Below are 15798 nucleotides of genomic sequence, written 5' to 3' on the forward strand. Positions count from 1 at the left end.
ATCAATCAAAATGAATCAGTGGGTTACCTGTCATTGCTTCGGGCTGAGCCTGGTTCATCATGGTTAACAGCGTCGGCGCTAAATCGCACAGTCGTCCATCTTCCAGCCGTCCATTCTGCTCTCCCACGTAAATCAACGGTACCGTAAAGGTAGTGTGGGCTGTTTGCGGCGCGCCTGTTTCTGGATGCACCATCTGTTCGGCATTGCCATGGTCAGCTGTGATCAGGCAAGCACCACCAGCACGCTCAATGGCCTCTACTACCCGGCCAACGCAAGTATCAACGGTTTCAATCGCTTTTACTGCGGCGTTGAAGTCACCGGTATGGCCAACCATGTCGCCATTGGCATAATTGCACACTATTAAGTCAAAGCGACCACTGTCGATAGCGTTCACCAGCTTATCGGTGATCTCAAAGGCGCTCATCTCGGGTTTTTCGTCGTAGGTTTTAACGTCACGAGGGGAGGGCACTAAAATGCGCTCTTCGCCTGCGTACTCGGCTTCATTACCGCCGGAGAAGAAAAAGGTGACGTGGGGATACTTTTCTGTTTCTGCAATACGTAGCTGAGTTAGGCCTCGTTTAGCAACCACTTCACCCAGGGTGTCGGTGAGATCAGATGGGGGAAAGGCCGCTGGTGCTGGAATGTTGGCGGCGTACTGGGTCATCGTGACTAAACCGTCGCCAGCCAGCGTAGGGCGTACACGCCGCTCAAAGCCGTTAAACTCAGCTTCAGTGATTGCACGCGTTAATTCGCGGGCGCGGTCGGAGCGAAAATTAAGGAAAATAGCTGCATCGCCGTCTTGGAGCGTAATGGCGGTGCCATTCAGCGGAATACTGCTAGAAGCGACAAATTCGTCGGTTTCGCCGCGCTGGTAAGCGTCGCGCAGGGCGGTTTCAGCGCTGGAAGTAATAAAGTCAGCGTGACCATCGGTCAGCAAGCGGTAGGCTTGCTCAACCCGCTCCCAGCGGTTATCACGGTCCATTGCATAAAAGCGGCCAATGACTGATGCAACAAAGCCATTGTCGGCACCTACCAGCTCTGCCAAACGTGCATTAGCACGCTCGATCGAGCGGAGCGCACTTTGCGGCGGCATATCGCGTCCGTCTAAAAACGCATGGATAAAAATGCGCTGAGCGCCGCGTCGGGCAGCAAGCTCGGCCATGGCAATAAAGTGGTCTTCGTGGCTGTGCACGCCGCCGGGAGAAAGCAGCCCAAGCAAGTGGACAGCACGGCCATTGGCAACGGCCTCGTCGATGGGCTTGGTCAGCACCTCGTTGGTGTCTAGGTCGCCGTCTTCAATTGCTTTGGTGATGCGGGTGAAGTCCTGGTAGACAATGCGTCCGGCACCAATATTCATATGGCCTACTTCAGAATTACCCATCTGCCCGTCAGGCAGACCCACATGGCGACCATCAGTGTGCACAAAGGCATGCGGGCGGTTGGCCCACAGTTTGTCCATGTTGGGCGTATTAGCTGCGGCCACTGCGTTGTGGGCGCTATCGGGATTGTGGCCGTAGCCATCTAAAATGATTAGCGCCACGGGGCGCGGTGCAGTTGTAGCCATGAAAACCTCGTTATGTTGGTCAGCCAAGCGACATGAGGTGCTGTTTGAAACGTTGGTGAAGGTTGCTCAAACAGTTTTCAGACAACACCTTATAATCAGGGTCGCGACAGGCGCGCGCATGGGGCATCATAACGCAGGCAGCCGTTGGGCGTCATGGCCTGCGCGGTATGCCGTGTGACGTGTATACTTGTTGCGTTTCTGGAGGCGGCTAGGCCGCTTTTTTCTGCATAGACCAAGAGATTGTGTTCACGATGATCGATCAGCTGTTCGAATTCGTAATGAACCACCCCCTACTTGTCGGGGCGTTTTTGCTGGTATTAATAGCATGGGTGGCGTACGAAGCGCGCAGCGCCGCCACGCATGCTGTGACCTCTACCCAGGCGACTCAGCTTATTAACCGTGAAGACGCGGTGGTGCTGGATATCCGTGAAAGCAAAGACTTTAAAGCAGGACATATTGCAGGTGCACGCAATATTCCTCAAAGCAACCTCGACAGCCGCATGAATGAACTGGAGAAAGTGAAAAGCCAGCCGATCATCGTGGTATGTAAGCATGGCCAGAGCTCTGGTGCTGCCCAGGCAAAACTTGCTAAGGCAGGTTTTGAACGTGTCAATAAGTTAAGAGGTGGCATGGTGCAGTGGCAGGCCGATGGTCTTCCGGTGGTAAAAAAGTAATTAAGTAGAAAGTATTTAACCGTGCGCTGTCGCGCAATTTTTTAGCAGATGAACAATTAGGAGTATCCCAATGGCGGAAGATAACAACACCCCGCAGGCAGGCGCCGCAGAAGGCGAAAAGCCTCAGCTGAAGTTCTCTTTACAGCGTATCTATGTGAAAGATATTTCCTTTGAAGCGCCGAACTCACCTTCAGTATTCAAGCAGGCATTTAAGCCTAAGGTGAATCTGGATCTGAACACCACTAGCCAGAAAATAGCCGACGACCAGTACGAAGTGGTTGTAAAGGTGACTGCCCAGGTTAACGATAGCGAAACCGGCACTACGTCGTTCCTTGCAGAAGTAGAGCAAGCCGGCCTGTTCCGTATTGCTGGAATTGAAGGGGCTCAGCTGGAACAAACTCTGGGTGCATTCTGCCCCAACTTGCTGTTCCCTTATGCCCGTGAGTGCGTTGACAACCTAGTCAACCGTGGTGGTTTCCCGCCGCTAATGCTGGCGCCGGTGAATTTTGAAGCCATGTATGCTCAGCGCAAGCAGCGTGAAGCGCAGCAGGCTCAGCAAGCAGCCGAGAATACTCACTAAGTATGCATGCTGCTGACTGGGTTGCCTTACACGGCAAAATGCCCCGCCTTTATGTGCCCGCTGAGTTTGCAGTGGGCGCAACCATCACTCTGCCTGACGGCCCAGCGCGGCATGTGACGCGGGTGCTACGGTTGGGCGAAAGTGCACCGCTGATGCTGTTTGATGGCAACGGCCAAGAGGCTGGCGTGCGCTTAGCCGATGTTGGTCGCAAGCAAACGACAGTGATCATCGAGGCTGTCTGGCCGGGTAGTGGCGAATCGCCGTTAGCGGTGCACCTTGGCCAAGCGATCTCGAAAGGCGACCGGATGGATTATGCCATTCAAAAAGCCGTTGAGCTGGGCGTTGCAGCGATTACCCCGCTCTACACAGAGCGGGGTGATGTGCGTCTCAAGGGCGATCGTGAAGAGAAAAAACTGGCTCACTGGCAGGCGGTTGCGGCTAGCGCTTGTGAACAGAGTGGGCGAGCGGTTGTCCCCCCCGTCTATCCACCAAAAGCGCTGGATGATTGGCTGGCCGAGCGGCAAGAGCCGTTACGCTTGATGCTTCACCTAGCGACGGGCAATGTATTTTCGCAACAGCCATGCCCCGCTTCAGTAGCGCTCTTAATCGGCCCAGAGGGTGGCTTAAGTGCTGCGGATATTAATGCGGCCACTGTCGGTGGTTTTACACCGCTGACGCTCGGCCCAAGAGTATTGCGTACTGAAACGGCACCTGTTGTTGCGTTAACGTTGCTACAGCACCACTTCGGTGATGTGTAAGTACTCACTTTTTAGTGCTCACTTCTCTGTACCCACTTGTAAGAGCTCATTTTTAAATATTTATTCTTAAGAGCCTATTCTTAAGGAATATTTTAGGGGCTTATTTTTTAACGGTGCGCGTAAGTAAGTGCTTACTAGCTGGGCTGATGCCCTGTTGAGTGGTGTCAGTCGCTGCTTATGCGCTGTCGAATTTACGTATACCGGCTGCACTTTGCCTTGCGTGCGCAAGGCACCATAATGAAGGTCTACTTTCTGTAAGGACGGTACCCATGGTCCGTGAGTCTCACTCTTCTCCCCGTTCCGCAAGCGACGCCGCTGCTCAGCTGGGTGACGTAGCCTATTTGACCGTGACGGCGGTCAATAGCACAGGGGCGTTTCTGCAATGGGGGCAGCCCAAAGATGTACTGCTGCCTTATAGCGAGCAGCGCTTTCGTCCCGATCCCGGTAAGCGGGTACTGGTAATGCTGTATAGCGATGACCAAGGGCGACCTGTGGCTACCATGCGCCTGGATCGTTTTTTGACAGACGATGCTTGGGCGCTGGAAAAAGGTGATGAAGTGGCTGTGGTAGTGGCCGATCGCACCGACCTTGGAATGAAGGTAGTGGTTAATCACCGCTATTGGGGGTTGATCTATCAAGATGATATTACCCAGCCGCTGCGCCGCGGGCAGTCGCTGAAAGGCTATGTAAAGCAGCGCCGCGAAGATGGTCGTGTCGACATTTGCCTGCTCCCCCCGGTGTGGCTCGCTTAGATGTAGTGGGTGATAAAGTATTGCAGGCGCTACGTGAAAGTGGTGGTTATCTAGCGTTGGGTGATAAAAGCTCCGCGCATGATATTAAGACGCGATTAGGTGTTAGCAAGAGTGCTTATAAGCAGGCCATCGGGCGACTTTATAAGCAGCAGTTAATTACCCTAGAGCCAGGTGCTATCCGGCTTGTACCGGGCGCGTTAACGGACGGGCAAGACGAGTAGTCCCTAGCGACGGTTGGAGCTGTGCAGGCAGTGCGGCATACTGCTTACCTTTTGTTCATGTATGGATGTTACCCCGATGAGCCAATCAACGTTGCATCTCGGTGTGGTGATGGATCCCATCAGCGACATCGCTTACAAGAAAGATACCACCATGGCCATGCTGTGGGCGGCGCAAGAGCGCGGCTACACACTGCATTATATGGAGCAAGAAGATCTTTTCTTGAACGCAGGACAGGCTTATGCACGTATGCGCCCATTAACGGTGCATCGCGATCCTAACCATTGGTACGACCTCGGCGAAGCGGCTCAGCGCCCACTGGTGGAGTTGGATATTGTGCTAATGCGCAAAGACCCGCCTGTCGATGCCGACTTTACCAATGCGGTCCATCTGCTGGGGTTTGCCGAGCGGGAAGGCGTTCTGGTAGTTAATCCAACCGCTGCGTTGTTGCAGTGTAATGAAAAATTATTTGCCCAGCAGTTTCCCCAGTGCTGTGCGCCCACTATTGTCGCCAGTCGTGATGACGTCCTGCGTGCTTTCCACGCGGAACATGGTGATGTGATTTTCAAACCCCTTGATGGCATGGGCGGTACTGGGATTTTTCATATTGGCCCTGATGGCCGCAACATTGGTGCGGTCATTGAGCAATTAACCCTGCACGGCCAGCGGCAAATTATGGCGCAACGCTACCTAGCCGAAATCAAAGATGGCGACACGCGTATCTTATTGGTTGACGGTGAACCCGTGCCCTACGGGCTGGCGCGTATTCCCTCGGCGGGTGAAACTCGGGGTAACCTCGCCGCTGGCGGGCGCGGTGTCAGCCGTGAATTGACTGAGCGTGACCACTGGTTGATTCAGCAGGTGCAACCCATGATTCGTGAAAAAGGGCTGATGTTTGTTGGTTTAGATGTGATTGGTGACTACATCACTGAAATTAACGTCACCAGTCCTACCTGTGTACGTGAAATTGATGATCAGCGCGGCACGGACATTGCCGGAATGCTGCTGGATGCTATTGAACGTCGCCTTAACTAACCGATGCCGTTGAACGTTCTATTCGCCTAATAACGCGAGGCTCGTTGAGTATTCAGCGAGCCGTAGGAGACGCATGCAAAGCTTTAAGCATCATTTTTTGATGGCTATGCCTCACTTGGATGACCCTAATTTTGCCGGTAGCCTGGTCTACCTTTGCGACCATGATCACAATGGTTGCATGGGGGTCATCGCCAATCGTCCACTTGAAATTACCCTCGATGCCCTCTTTGAGCAGCTGTCGCTGGGAGGCGATGATAGCCCGCACCGTAATGCACCGGTCTATTATGGCGGCCCTATGCATAAGGATCGTGGCTTTATTCTGCATATCGGTGATAGCCAAGAGTGGGACTCCAGTGTTCAGGTAGAAGACGGTATCGCGCTTACCACCTCGATGGATATTCTTCAGGCGCTTGCCGACGATACCGGCCCCGAAGATTTTCTGGTGTGCCTAGGCTGCGCTGGTTGGGACGTTGGGCAATTAGAAGACGAGCTAAAAGAGAATGCGTGGCTGACGGTCGAAGGCCAAGGCAGCGTACTGTTTAACACCCCTCCCGCCGAGCGTCTAACCGCTGCCGCTGGCATACTGGGCGTTGATCTAAACCTGATGACCCGCGACGCGGGCCATGCATGATGGTTAAGTTTTATGGCTGATCGTGGGCAACGGCTAATACTCGCATTTGATTTTGGTACTCGGCGTATTGGCGTCGCGGTAGGCAATGAGTTGCTTAATAGCGCACGCGAGCTAACGCCTCTAACCGCTCGAGACGGCATTCCTGACTGGAACGTTGTTACACGGTTAGTAGAGGAGTGGCAGCCTGACTTGTTTGTGGTTGGCCTGCCGCTGAATATGGATGGTACTGAGTCTGCGATGAGCGCGCGGTCACGCAAGTTCGGTAATCGCCTGCACGGGCGCTATGGCAAGCCCTGTGAAATGGTTGATGAGCGTGGCTCTACTCGCGAAGCGAAGCAGATCGCTCATGCGGCAGGTCATCGTGGTAACTATCGAGAAGAAAGTGTCGATGGCATCGCTGCTGTGCTTATTCTAGAAGGTTGGTTTGCCCACCAAGAAGGACTTCCTGGTGGGCGGATCGCTCATTAAACCTGATGTAATGACTTAACGGTCTAGAGTGCCGGTTTGAGATGGCACAAACCAGCGCACGGGTCTCAGGTCTTTCTCAATCAGCTCATCTACCTTTAATAGCGTGGCAAAAATGGCCATCCGCATGGGTATCCCGTTGTCAGTTTGGCGGAAAATCGCCAAACGCGGATCACCGTTAAGGTTCACGTTTAGGTCATTGGCGCCAGGGCGGCTATCTCGGGGTAGTGGGTGCATGACAATCGTACTTTGGCTGCAGCGCTGATCCAGAAAGTCGCGATTAACCATAAAGTCGTCGGAAAGCCCCTGAAAGCTCTCGTTCATTTCATCAGTAAAACGCTCTTTCTGGATGCGTGTGGTGTAAACCACGTCCAGATCTGAGAAGTCGCTGGCCAGTGAGTCACGTTGTTCGACGCGGTGCCCACGAGACGTCACAAGGTCAATCAGCGCGGTCGGCATTTCCAGGCCCGGTGGAGATACCAAGGTAATGCGTAGCGGATCATAGAGAGACAGCAGCTTGATCAGCGAATGCACGGTGCGACCATATTTCAAATCACCGGTCAGCAGAATATGTGCGCCGCTGAGTGATTTACCTAATCGCTGAAACTCTTTATCAATCGTATAAAGATCAAGCAGTGCTTGGCTTGGGTGTTCACCAGGGCCATCCCCACCGTTAATTACCGGCACATTGGTGGCAGCGGCGAACTCTGCTACCGATCCTTGATCTGGATGGCGCATAACAATCGCATCGCAATAGCCACTCATTACTCGACTAGTATCGTAAAGCGATTCACCCTTGGCCATAGAAGAGAAAGTAAAGCCGGTGGTGTCACACACACTTCCCCCCAGACGGCAAAACGCAGCATTAAAGCTCACGCGTGTGCGTGTACTCGCTTCAAAGAACAAATTACCAAGCACAGCACCTTCCAGCACCCGAGTAACTTGGCGGCGACTGGCGATGGGTTCCATACGCGCCGCAACGCGTAGCAGGTGGTCAACGCTTTCGCGCTGTAATGAATCGACAGTTAATAGGTGCTGGCTCATCACGGACCTCAAAGTGAAGTGGGCGTTGGGTGCTATAAAGCTTGAGTAAGTGTAACCGTCAATGGAGTGCCGTCGAAGCGCTTTCAAACACAAAACGGTTTGCCTTAAAACTTTTTTGCATTTATCTATAAATAGCTCTTGCCAAGACGGCAGCGAATCCGTAAAGTACGCATCCGCTGCCGGGGACGCACAGCGTTACCAGCGGTGAATGAAGGTGAAAACCTTCGGTTTGTCAGAGAGTTAGAAGAACTCATCAGCAATATACTGCGATGTCTTCCAACGCTTTTTGAAACGAGCCGCGCCAGAAAGCAACGTTATCTCGCTTTCTTCGCTCACTCGCTTCACTCACTCAAAACAGTGATTGACAAACACTAGGAAATGCGTAGAATACGCCTTCCTCGCTGAGGCAAGCCAGTTCATCGGCTAGCCAGTTACTTCTTCGGAAGTTCAGCAGTGAAAACAGCTCTTTAACAATTTGATCAGGTAATTCATGTGGGCGCTTGCCGATGAGGGTGATAAATCACCAAATATCAAGGCAAGCGGTCATGAGAACGACAGTTTTTAAACGTAAGTTTTTAAACAATAGTTGAATGAATTCGTTTGAACCTTGAGCCAAGTTTGATGCGCTTTTGTTGTTCGTAAACATCACGTTTTCGAGTGACGAGTAAGCATCACAATGATTTTAAACTGAAGAGTTTGATCATGGCTCAGATTGAACGCTGGCGGCAGGCCTAACACATGCAAGTCGAGCGGTAACAGGGGTAGCTTGCTACCCGCTGACGAGCGGCGGACGGGTGAGTAATGCATAGGAATCTGCCCGATAGTGGGGGATAACCTGGGGAAACCCAGGCTAATACCGCATACGTCCTACGGGAGAAAGGGGGCTCCGGCTCCCGCTATTGGATGAGCCTATGTCGGATTAGCTAGTTGGTGAGGTAATGGCTCACCAAGGCAACGATCCGTAGCTGGTCTGAGAGGATGATCAGCCACATCGGGACTGAGACACGGCCCGAACTCCTACGGGAGGCAGCAGTGGGGAATATTGGACAATGGGCGAAAGCCTGATCCAGCCATGCCGCGTGTGTGAAGAAGGCCCTCGGGTTGTAAAGCACTTTCAGCGAGGAAGAACGCCTAGTGGTTAATACCCATTAGGAAAGACATCACTCGCAGAAGAAGCACCGGCTAACTCCGTGCCAGCAGCCGCGGTAATACGGAGGGTGCAAGCGTTAATCGGAATTACTGGGCGTAAAGCGCGCGTAGGTGGCTTGATAAGCCGGTTGTGAAAGCCCCGGGCTCAACCTGGGAACGGCATCCGGAACTGTCAAGCTAGAGTGCAGGAGAGGAAGGTAGAATTCCCGGTGTAGCGGTGAAATGCGTAGAGATCGGGAGGAATACCAGTGGCGAAGGCGGCCTTCTGGACTGACACTGACACTGAGGTGCGAAAGCGTGGGTAGCAAACAGGATTAGATACCCTGGTAGTCCACGCCGTAAACGATGTCGACCAGCCGTTGGGTGCCTAGCGCACTTTGTGGCGAAGTTAACGCGATAAGTCGACCGCCTGGGGAGTACGGCCGCAAGGTTAAAACTCAAATGAATTGACGGGGGCCCGCACAAGCGGTGGAGCATGTGGTTTAATTCGATGCAACGCGAAGAACCTTACCTACTCTTGACATCCTGCGAACTTGTGAGAGATCACTTGGTGCCTTCGGGAACGCAGAGACAGGTGCTGCATGGCTGTCGTCAGCTCGTGTTGTGAAATGTTGGGTTAAGTCCCGTAACGAGCGCAACCCTTGTCCTTATTTGCCAGCGGGTAATGCCGGGAACTCTAAGGAGACTGCCGGTGACAAACCGGAGGAAGGTGGGGACGACGTCAAGTCATCATGGCCCTTACGAGTAGGGCTACACACGTGCTACAATGGCCGGTACAAAGGGTTGCGAGCTCGCGAGAGTCAGCTAATCCCGAAAAGCCGGTCTCAGTCCGGATCGGAGTCTGCAACTCGACTCCGTGAAGTCGGAATCGCTAGTAATCGTGAATCAGAATGTCACGGTGAATACGTTCCCGGGCCTTGTACACACCGCCCGTCACACCATGGGAGTGGACTGCACCAGAAGTGGTTAGCTTAACCTTCGGGAAAGCGATCACCACGGTGTGGTTCATGACTGGGGTGAAGTCGTAACAAGGTAGCCGTAGGGGAACCTGCGGCTGGATCACCTCCTTAAACGATGCATCATCCCTCGCGGTAAGCGCTCACAATGAATTACCTGATCAGAATGCTGTTGATACGCAGTGATAAGCGTTTTCTTTATGTTGAAGAAAGAGAAAAGACCTTTTTGAAGATCTTCTTTAAAGACCTTTCTTTTTCTTTTAACGTGAAAAAAGCACTCGCTTATCACTGCGCATAGCAGTCGCTCTTTAACAATGTATATCATGCTGACATAAACGTTTTAAAACGTTTATACGTAATTGTTTTGTGATACGTCTCAAGCGTATCCGGCAATCGTTATCATTGCGAGATACCAGACTCCTTCGGGTTATAGGGTCAAGCAATGAAGCGCACACGGTGGATGCCTAGGCAGCCAGAGGCGATGAAAGACGTGGAAGCCTGCGATAAGGCTCGGCGAGGTGGCAAACAACCTGTGACCCGGGCATTTCTGAATGGGGAAACCCACTCATCATAAGATGAGTATCTTGCGCTGAATATATAGGCGTAAGAGGCGAACCAGGGGAACTGAAACATCTAAGTACCCTGAGGAAAAGAAATCAACCGAGATTCCCCTAGTAGCGGCGAGCGAACGGGGACCAGCCCTTAAGCATGTGACTGATTAGGCGAATGCGCTGGGAAGCGCGGCCATAGTGGGTGATAGCCCCGTAGTCGAAAATCTGATCATGTGAAATCGAGTAGGTCGGGGCACGAGAAACCTTGACTGAAGACGGGGGGACCATCCTCCAAGGCTAAATACTCCTGGCTGACCGATAGTGAACCAGTACCGTGAGGGAAAGGCGAAAAGAACCCCGGAGAGGGGAGTGAAATAGATCCTGAAACCGTGTGCGTACAAGCAGTAGGAGCAGACTTGTTCTGTGACTGCGTACCTTTTGTATAATGGGTCAGCGACTTATATTCAGTGGCGAGGTTAACCGTTTAGGGGAGCCGTAGGGAAACCGAGTCTTAACTGGGCGACACAGTCGCTGGATATAGACCCGAAACCGAGCGATCTATCCATGAGCAGGGTGAAGGTTGAGTAACATCAACTGGAGGCCCGAACCAGGATCTGTTGAAAAAGATTTGGATGACTTGTGGATCGGAGTGAAAGGCTAATCAAGCTCGGAGATAGCTGGTTCTCCTCGAAAGCTATTTAGGTAGCGCCTCACGTATCACCGCCGGGGGTAGAGCACTGTTTCGGCTAGGGGGTCATCCCGACTTACCAACCCGAGGCAAACTCCGAATACCGGTGAGTGCAAGCGTGGGAGACACACGGCGGGTGCTAACGTCCGTCGTGAAAAGGGAAACAACCCAGACCGTCAGCTAAGGTCCCGAAATCCTGGTTAAGTGGGAAACGATGTGGGAAGGCTCAGACAGCTAGGAGGTTGGCTTAGAAGCAGCCATCCTTTAAAGAAAGCGTAATAGCTCACTAGTCGAGTCGGCCTGCGCGGAAGATGTAACGGGGCTAAACCAGGTACCGAAGCTACGGGTTCACACTATGTGTGAGCGGTAGAGGAGCGTCGTGTAAGCCGATGAAGGTGAATTGAGAAGTTCGCTGGAGGTATCACGAGTGCGAATGCTGACATGAGTAACGATAAAGGGAGTGAAAAACTCCCTCGCCGGAAGACCAAGGGTTTCTGTTCGACGCTAATCGGAGCAGAGTGAGTCGGCCCCTAAGGCGAGGCCGAAAGGCGTAGTCGATGGGAAACAGGTCAATATTCCTGTACCGGACATGATTGCGATGGGGGGACGGAGAAGGCTAGGTGAGCCAGGCGTTGGTTGTCCTGGTGAAAGTGAGTAGGCTGGTATCTTAGGTAAATCCGGGATGCCTTAAGGCCGAGACACGAAACGAACTGACTACGGTCAGGAAGTCATTGATGCCACGCTCCCAGGAAAAGCCTCTAAGCTTCAGATCATGTGCGACCGTACCCCAAACCGACACAGGTGGTCAGGGTGAGAATCCCAAGGCGCTTGAGAGAACTCGGGTGAAGGAACTAGGCAAAATGGTGCCGTAACTTCGGGAGAAGGCACGCCGGCGTAGGGTGACGAGACTTGCTCTCTAAGCCCGAACCGGTCGAAGATACCAGGTGGCTGCAACTGTTTAGTAAAAACACAGCACTCTGCTAACGCGCAAGCGGACGTATAGGGTGTGACGCCTGCCCGGTGCCGGAAGGTTAAATGATGGTGTTAGGATTCGTCCGAAGCTCTTGATTGAAGCCCCGGTAAACGGCGGCCGTAACTATAACGGTCCTAAGGTAGCGAAATTCCTTGTCGGGTAAGTTCCGACCTGCACGAATGGCGTAATGATGGCCACGCTGTCTCCACCCGAGACTCAGTGAAATTGAAATCGCCGTGAAGATGCGGTGTACCCGCGGCTAGACGGAAAGACCCCGTGAACCTTTACTATAGCTTCACACTGGACGCTGATGTTGCCTGTGTAGGATAGCTGGGAGGCTTTGAATCTCGGACGCCAGTTCGAGGGGAGCCAACCTTGAAATACCAGCCTGGCATCATTGGCGTTCTCACTCAGGTCCGTTATCCGGATCGAGGACAGTGTGTGGTGGGTAGTTTGACTGGGGCGGTCTCCTCCCAAAGAGTAACGGAGGAGCACGAAGGTACCCTCAGCACGGTCGGACATCGTGCAGTGAGTGCAAGAGCATAAGGGTGCTTGACTGCGAGACAGACACGTCGAGCAGGTGCGAAAGCAGGTTCTAGTGATCCGGTGGTTCTGTATGGAAGGGCCATCGCTCAACGGATAAAAGGTACTCCGGGGATAACAGGCTGATACCGCCCAAGAGTTCACATCGACGGCGGTGTTTGGCACCTCGATGTCGGCTCATCACATCCTGGGGCTGAAGTCGGTCCCAAGGGTATGGCTGTTCGCCATTTAAAGTGGTACGCGAGCTGGGTTTAGAACGTCGTGAGACAGTTCGGTCCCTATCTGCCGTGGGCGTTGGATGTTTGAGAAGGGCTGCTCCTAGTACGAGAGGACCGGAGTGGACGCACCTCTGGTGTTCCGGTTGTCACGCCAGTGGCATTGCCGGGTAGCTATGTGCGGACGGGATAACCGCTGAAAGCATCTAAGCGGGAAGCCCCCTTCAAGATGAGACATCCCTGAGGCCTAGAGCCTCCTGAAGGGCCCAGCGAGACCAGCTGGTTGATAGGCACGGTGTGGAAGCGCTGCAAGGTGTTGAGCTAACGTGTACTAATGGCCCGTGAGGCTTGACCCTATAACACCCAAGGGGTCTGGTCGTAATGATAATGAAAACCGGATACGCGCTTCCTGTCAGCGACAGGAAACGAGAGACGCCACAAAACACGCCAGCATGATATGCATTAAAAGTTACGCCTGACGACCATAGCACGCGTGAACCACCTGATCCCATGCCGAACTCAGAAGTGAAACCGCTTAGCGCCGATGGTAGTGTGGGGTCTCCCCATGCGAGAGTAGGTCATCGTCAGGCACTTATTGAGAAACCCCGGCCATTTGGTCGGGGTTTTGCTTTTTAGGGGTCTCCCCTGGAGAGTAGCGGAGCGCCGCCCGGATCATCGTCAGGCACTTATTGAGAAACCCCGGCCATTTGGTCGGGGTTTTGCTTTTTAGGGGTCTCCCCTGGAGAGTAGCGGAACGCCGCCCGGATCATCGTCAGGCACTTATTTAACAAGAAACCCAGCCCATCGGCTGGGTTTTTTGTTTGCGTGGAAGAAAAAAGCACTCCCTAGCCCCTATCACAAAGCGGCTACCTCCCGAAGCGTGCGCCGCACGTCATTCCCGAGCCACCGCACCGTCATTCCCGAGTGGGGTTATCGGGAATCCACCTTGACCTTGGACTGCAGCAGCCCGAAACTTCAGCCAACATGGATTCCCGCCAAGGGCCTGCGGGAATGACGAGGCGGTACGGAGGGCTGAGTGGCGTCATCGTCAGGTACTTATTAAACAAAGAATCCAGCCCATTGGCTGGATTTTGTGTGTGTGAAAGAAAGCTACTTAGCAGGCAGCAAAAAACGTTTGCGAACTTATTCAATTATATAGCTAGTGATTGCGTAACAATCCTTCAAACTTCCCGCTACCTCTTCAGTAGACCCAATGGAGCAAATACTTCACTATCAAGACTCTAACAACAGCGTTTGTCTCCAGAGTATAGGTTATGGGTAGAAGAGCGATATTCGTATTTTCTATCTGTTACTCAAGCTCTGGTGGTAGGTGACTTCGCTTAAAAACTGAATAATACGCCATCGCTTAGGAGCAGGTGTTATGTCGGATTGGACGTCTGGATACGTAGCGGATATTAGTTATACTTATGGATATTACGCTGAACTCAATCCTTTGCGAATTGCGCTAGGATTTATCAACGCCGGTATTCGGCCGCCAAACGTTACCAATGCCTGTGAACTGGGATTTGGCCAGGGCATTAGCACTAACATTCATGCGGCTGCCTCACAAATAAATTGGTACGGAACTGATTTTAACCCCCATCAAGCGGCATTCGCTCAGGAGTTATCATCTATAAGTGGTGCTAACGCAAAGCTATATGACGATGCGTTTGATGAATTTTGCCAGCGTGACGACTTGCCTGAGTTCGACTATATCGGCCTTCACGGCATATGGAGTTGGATTTCGGATGAAAACCGCGCTGTGATCGTTGATTTTATCCGGAGAAAATTGAAAGTGGGAGGTGTGTTATATATCAGCTATAACACTCAGCCTGGTTGGGCAGCGATGGTACCAATGCGTGACTTGCTAGCAGAGTATGCTGATACCATGAGCGCGCAAGGAGTAGGCACCATTTCACGTATCGATGATGCCATTGCGTTTGCTGAGAAGCTGGTGGCTGTGAATCCAGAATACTGTAATGCTAACCCCCAGATTAAGAATCGCTTAGCGAAAATTAAACAAGATAATAAAAATTACGTAGCCCATGAATACTTTAACCGCGATTGGGAGCCGATGGCATTTGCTAAAATGGCACGCTGGCTAGAGCCTGCAAAGATGGATTGGGCTTGCAGTGCGCGATATGCAGATGCCATTGAAAGTATTCAGTTAACCAATGAGCAACAGGCATTAATTAATAACATTCCTAACCCGCTATTTCGCCAGTCGGTGCGTGATTTTTGTGAGAACCGTCAGTTTCGTACCGATTACTGGGTAAAAGGGGCGCGTCGTTTAAGTGGGCTTGATAAAGATGAAATGCTAGATGGTCTTCGCGTGATTATGGGAGTGCCACGTAAAGATGTGCAGCTAAAAATCGCAGGGCGACTGGGTAGCTTTGACTTGCCTAGCAATATTTATACGCCGCTGCTAGATGCGCTTTCATCCTATCAACCGGTATTTGTATCCGAACTTTGGCAGGTTGCAAAAGAGCATGGAGTGGGGCGTCCTGCATTGAACAGTGCAATTGCCATACTGGCATCAAAGGGTATTATTTTGCCTGCCCAGTCCGACGATGATATTTCTAAAGTAACGCCCAAGACTGGTCGACTAAATCGTTTTTTAATGAGCCAGTCAAGAAGCACGACTGAGTTGAGTTATCTCGCAAGCCCGGTGACAGGTGGTGGCTTTGCCGTCTCGCTCTTCCATCAGTTTTTCCTGCTTGCCACGTTAGAGGGCGGTGATGACGCTAAAACGTTAGCTACTTTTGCATGGCGTATTTTGGCGTCTCAAAACAAATGCCTGCTTAAAGAGGGCAAGCCAATTTCGGATGAGAATGAGAATTTGGCTGAGCTTGAGCGTCAGGCTGGTGATTTTCTAGACGAGCGGTTGCCCCTCTACCGAGCGTTAAAAATTATCTGATCAGTGGGGCGTGTCACTGCCATATAACATGTGTGTAGCGACGGTTGCTGCTGCACGCATGTCTTGAGGTTGAAGGCGGTTATC

9 protein-coding genes, 3 rRNA genes and 1 pseudogene are annotated in these 15798 nt (G+C 52.3%); 11 read left to right on the plus strand and 2 right to left on the minus strand.

The features are described 5' to 3' along the window. Position 1: 1 nt before the first annotated feature. Positions 2-1564: a 2,3-bisphosphoglycerate-independent phosphoglycerate mutase gene (gene gpmI, locus J4377_RS00150; protein WP_198348711.1), complete on the minus strand. Its 1563-nt coding sequence runs from the start codon at positions 1562-1564 to the stop codon at positions 2-4. A gap of 251 nt (positions 1565-1815) precedes the next feature. On the opposite strand from gpmI, the gene J4377_RS00155 reads away from it, so the two are divergent. From J4377_RS00155 to ruvX, 7 genes and pseudogenes are all read left to right on the plus strand, one after another. Continuing rightward, complete coding sequence (locus J4377_RS00155) at positions 1816-2238, plus strand: rhodanese-like domain-containing protein (protein WP_089040097.1); 423 nt, start codon at positions 1816-1818, stop codon at positions 2236-2238. A 70-nt stretch (positions 2239-2308) separates the two neighbouring features. Beyond that, positions 2309-2818: a protein-export chaperone SecB gene (gene secB / locus J4377_RS00160; protein WP_083000211.1), complete on the plus strand. Its 510-nt coding sequence runs from the start codon at positions 2309-2311 to the stop codon at positions 2816-2818. Positions 2819-2820: 2 nt separating this feature from the next. After that, positions 2821-3576 carry a 16S rRNA (uracil(1498)-N(3))-methyltransferase gene (locus J4377_RS00165; protein WP_198348710.1) on the plus strand — a complete coding sequence of 252 codons (756 nt, stop codon included), beginning with the start codon at positions 2821-2823 and terminating at the stop codon, positions 3574-3576. A gap of 269 nt (positions 3577-3845) precedes the next feature. Continuing rightward, a pseudogene (locus tag J4377_RS00170) lies at positions 3846-4549 on the plus strand (S1 RNA-binding domain-containing protein). 76 nt (positions 4550-4625) lie between these two features. Continuing rightward, positions 4626-5582: a glutathione synthase gene (gshB, locus tag J4377_RS00175; RefSeq protein ID WP_095603320.1), complete on the plus strand. Its 957-nt coding sequence runs from the start codon at positions 4626-4628 to the stop codon at positions 5580-5582. A gap of 73 nt (positions 5583-5655) precedes the next feature. Continuing rightward, a complete protein-coding gene (locus J4377_RS00180; protein WP_120385978.1) occupies positions 5656-6213 on the plus strand; it encodes a YqgE/AlgH family protein in 558 nt (185 codons plus the stop codon). 12 nt (positions 6214-6225) lie between these two features. After that, the gene (gene ruvX / locus J4377_RS00185; protein ID WP_038480028.1) at positions 6226-6681 is read left to right on the plus strand and encodes a Holliday junction resolvase RuvX; all 456 of its coding nucleotides are present in this window, start codon (positions 6226-6228) and stop codon (positions 6679-6681) included. Between the two features lie 15 nt (positions 6682-6696). On the opposite strand, the gene pyrB is transcribed toward ruvX, so the two are convergent. Further along, positions 6697-7722 carry an aspartate carbamoyltransferase gene (gene pyrB, locus J4377_RS00190; RefSeq protein WP_038480031.1) on the minus strand — a complete coding sequence of 342 codons (1026 nt, stop codon included), beginning with the start codon at positions 7720-7722 and terminating at the stop codon, positions 6697-6699. Between the two features lie 684 nt (positions 7723-8406). On the opposite strand from pyrB, the gene J4377_RS00195 reads away from it, so the two are divergent. The 4 genes from J4377_RS00195 to J4377_RS00210 all read left to right on the plus strand — a co-directional run bounded on the left by J4377_RS00195 (position 8407) and on the right by J4377_RS00210 (position 15714). After that, a 16S ribosomal RNA gene (locus J4377_RS00195) occupies positions 8407-9941 on the plus strand. A 319-nt stretch (positions 9942-10260) separates the two neighbouring features. After that, a 23S ribosomal RNA gene (locus J4377_RS00200) occupies positions 10261-13153 on the plus strand. Positions 13154-13271: 118 nt separating this feature from the next. Then, positions 13272-13387, plus strand: a 5S ribosomal RNA gene (rrf, locus tag J4377_RS00205). Together the 16S, 23S and 5S rRNA genes form the textbook arrangement of a ribosomal RNA operon. A 791-nt stretch (positions 13388-14178) precedes the next feature. Beyond that, positions 14179-15714 (plus strand): class I SAM-dependent methyltransferase, encoded by a 1536-nt coding sequence (locus J4377_RS00210; protein ID WP_253486361.1) that lies wholly within the window; start codon positions 14179-14181, stop codon positions 15712-15714. Positions 15715-15798 lie beyond the last annotated feature (84 nt).

Origin of the sequence: Halomonas sp. XH26, from assembly GCF_024138895.1 — a bacterium.
Lineage (GTDB): Bacteria > Pseudomonadota > Gammaproteobacteria > Pseudomonadales > Halomonadaceae > Vreelandella > Vreelandella alkaliphila.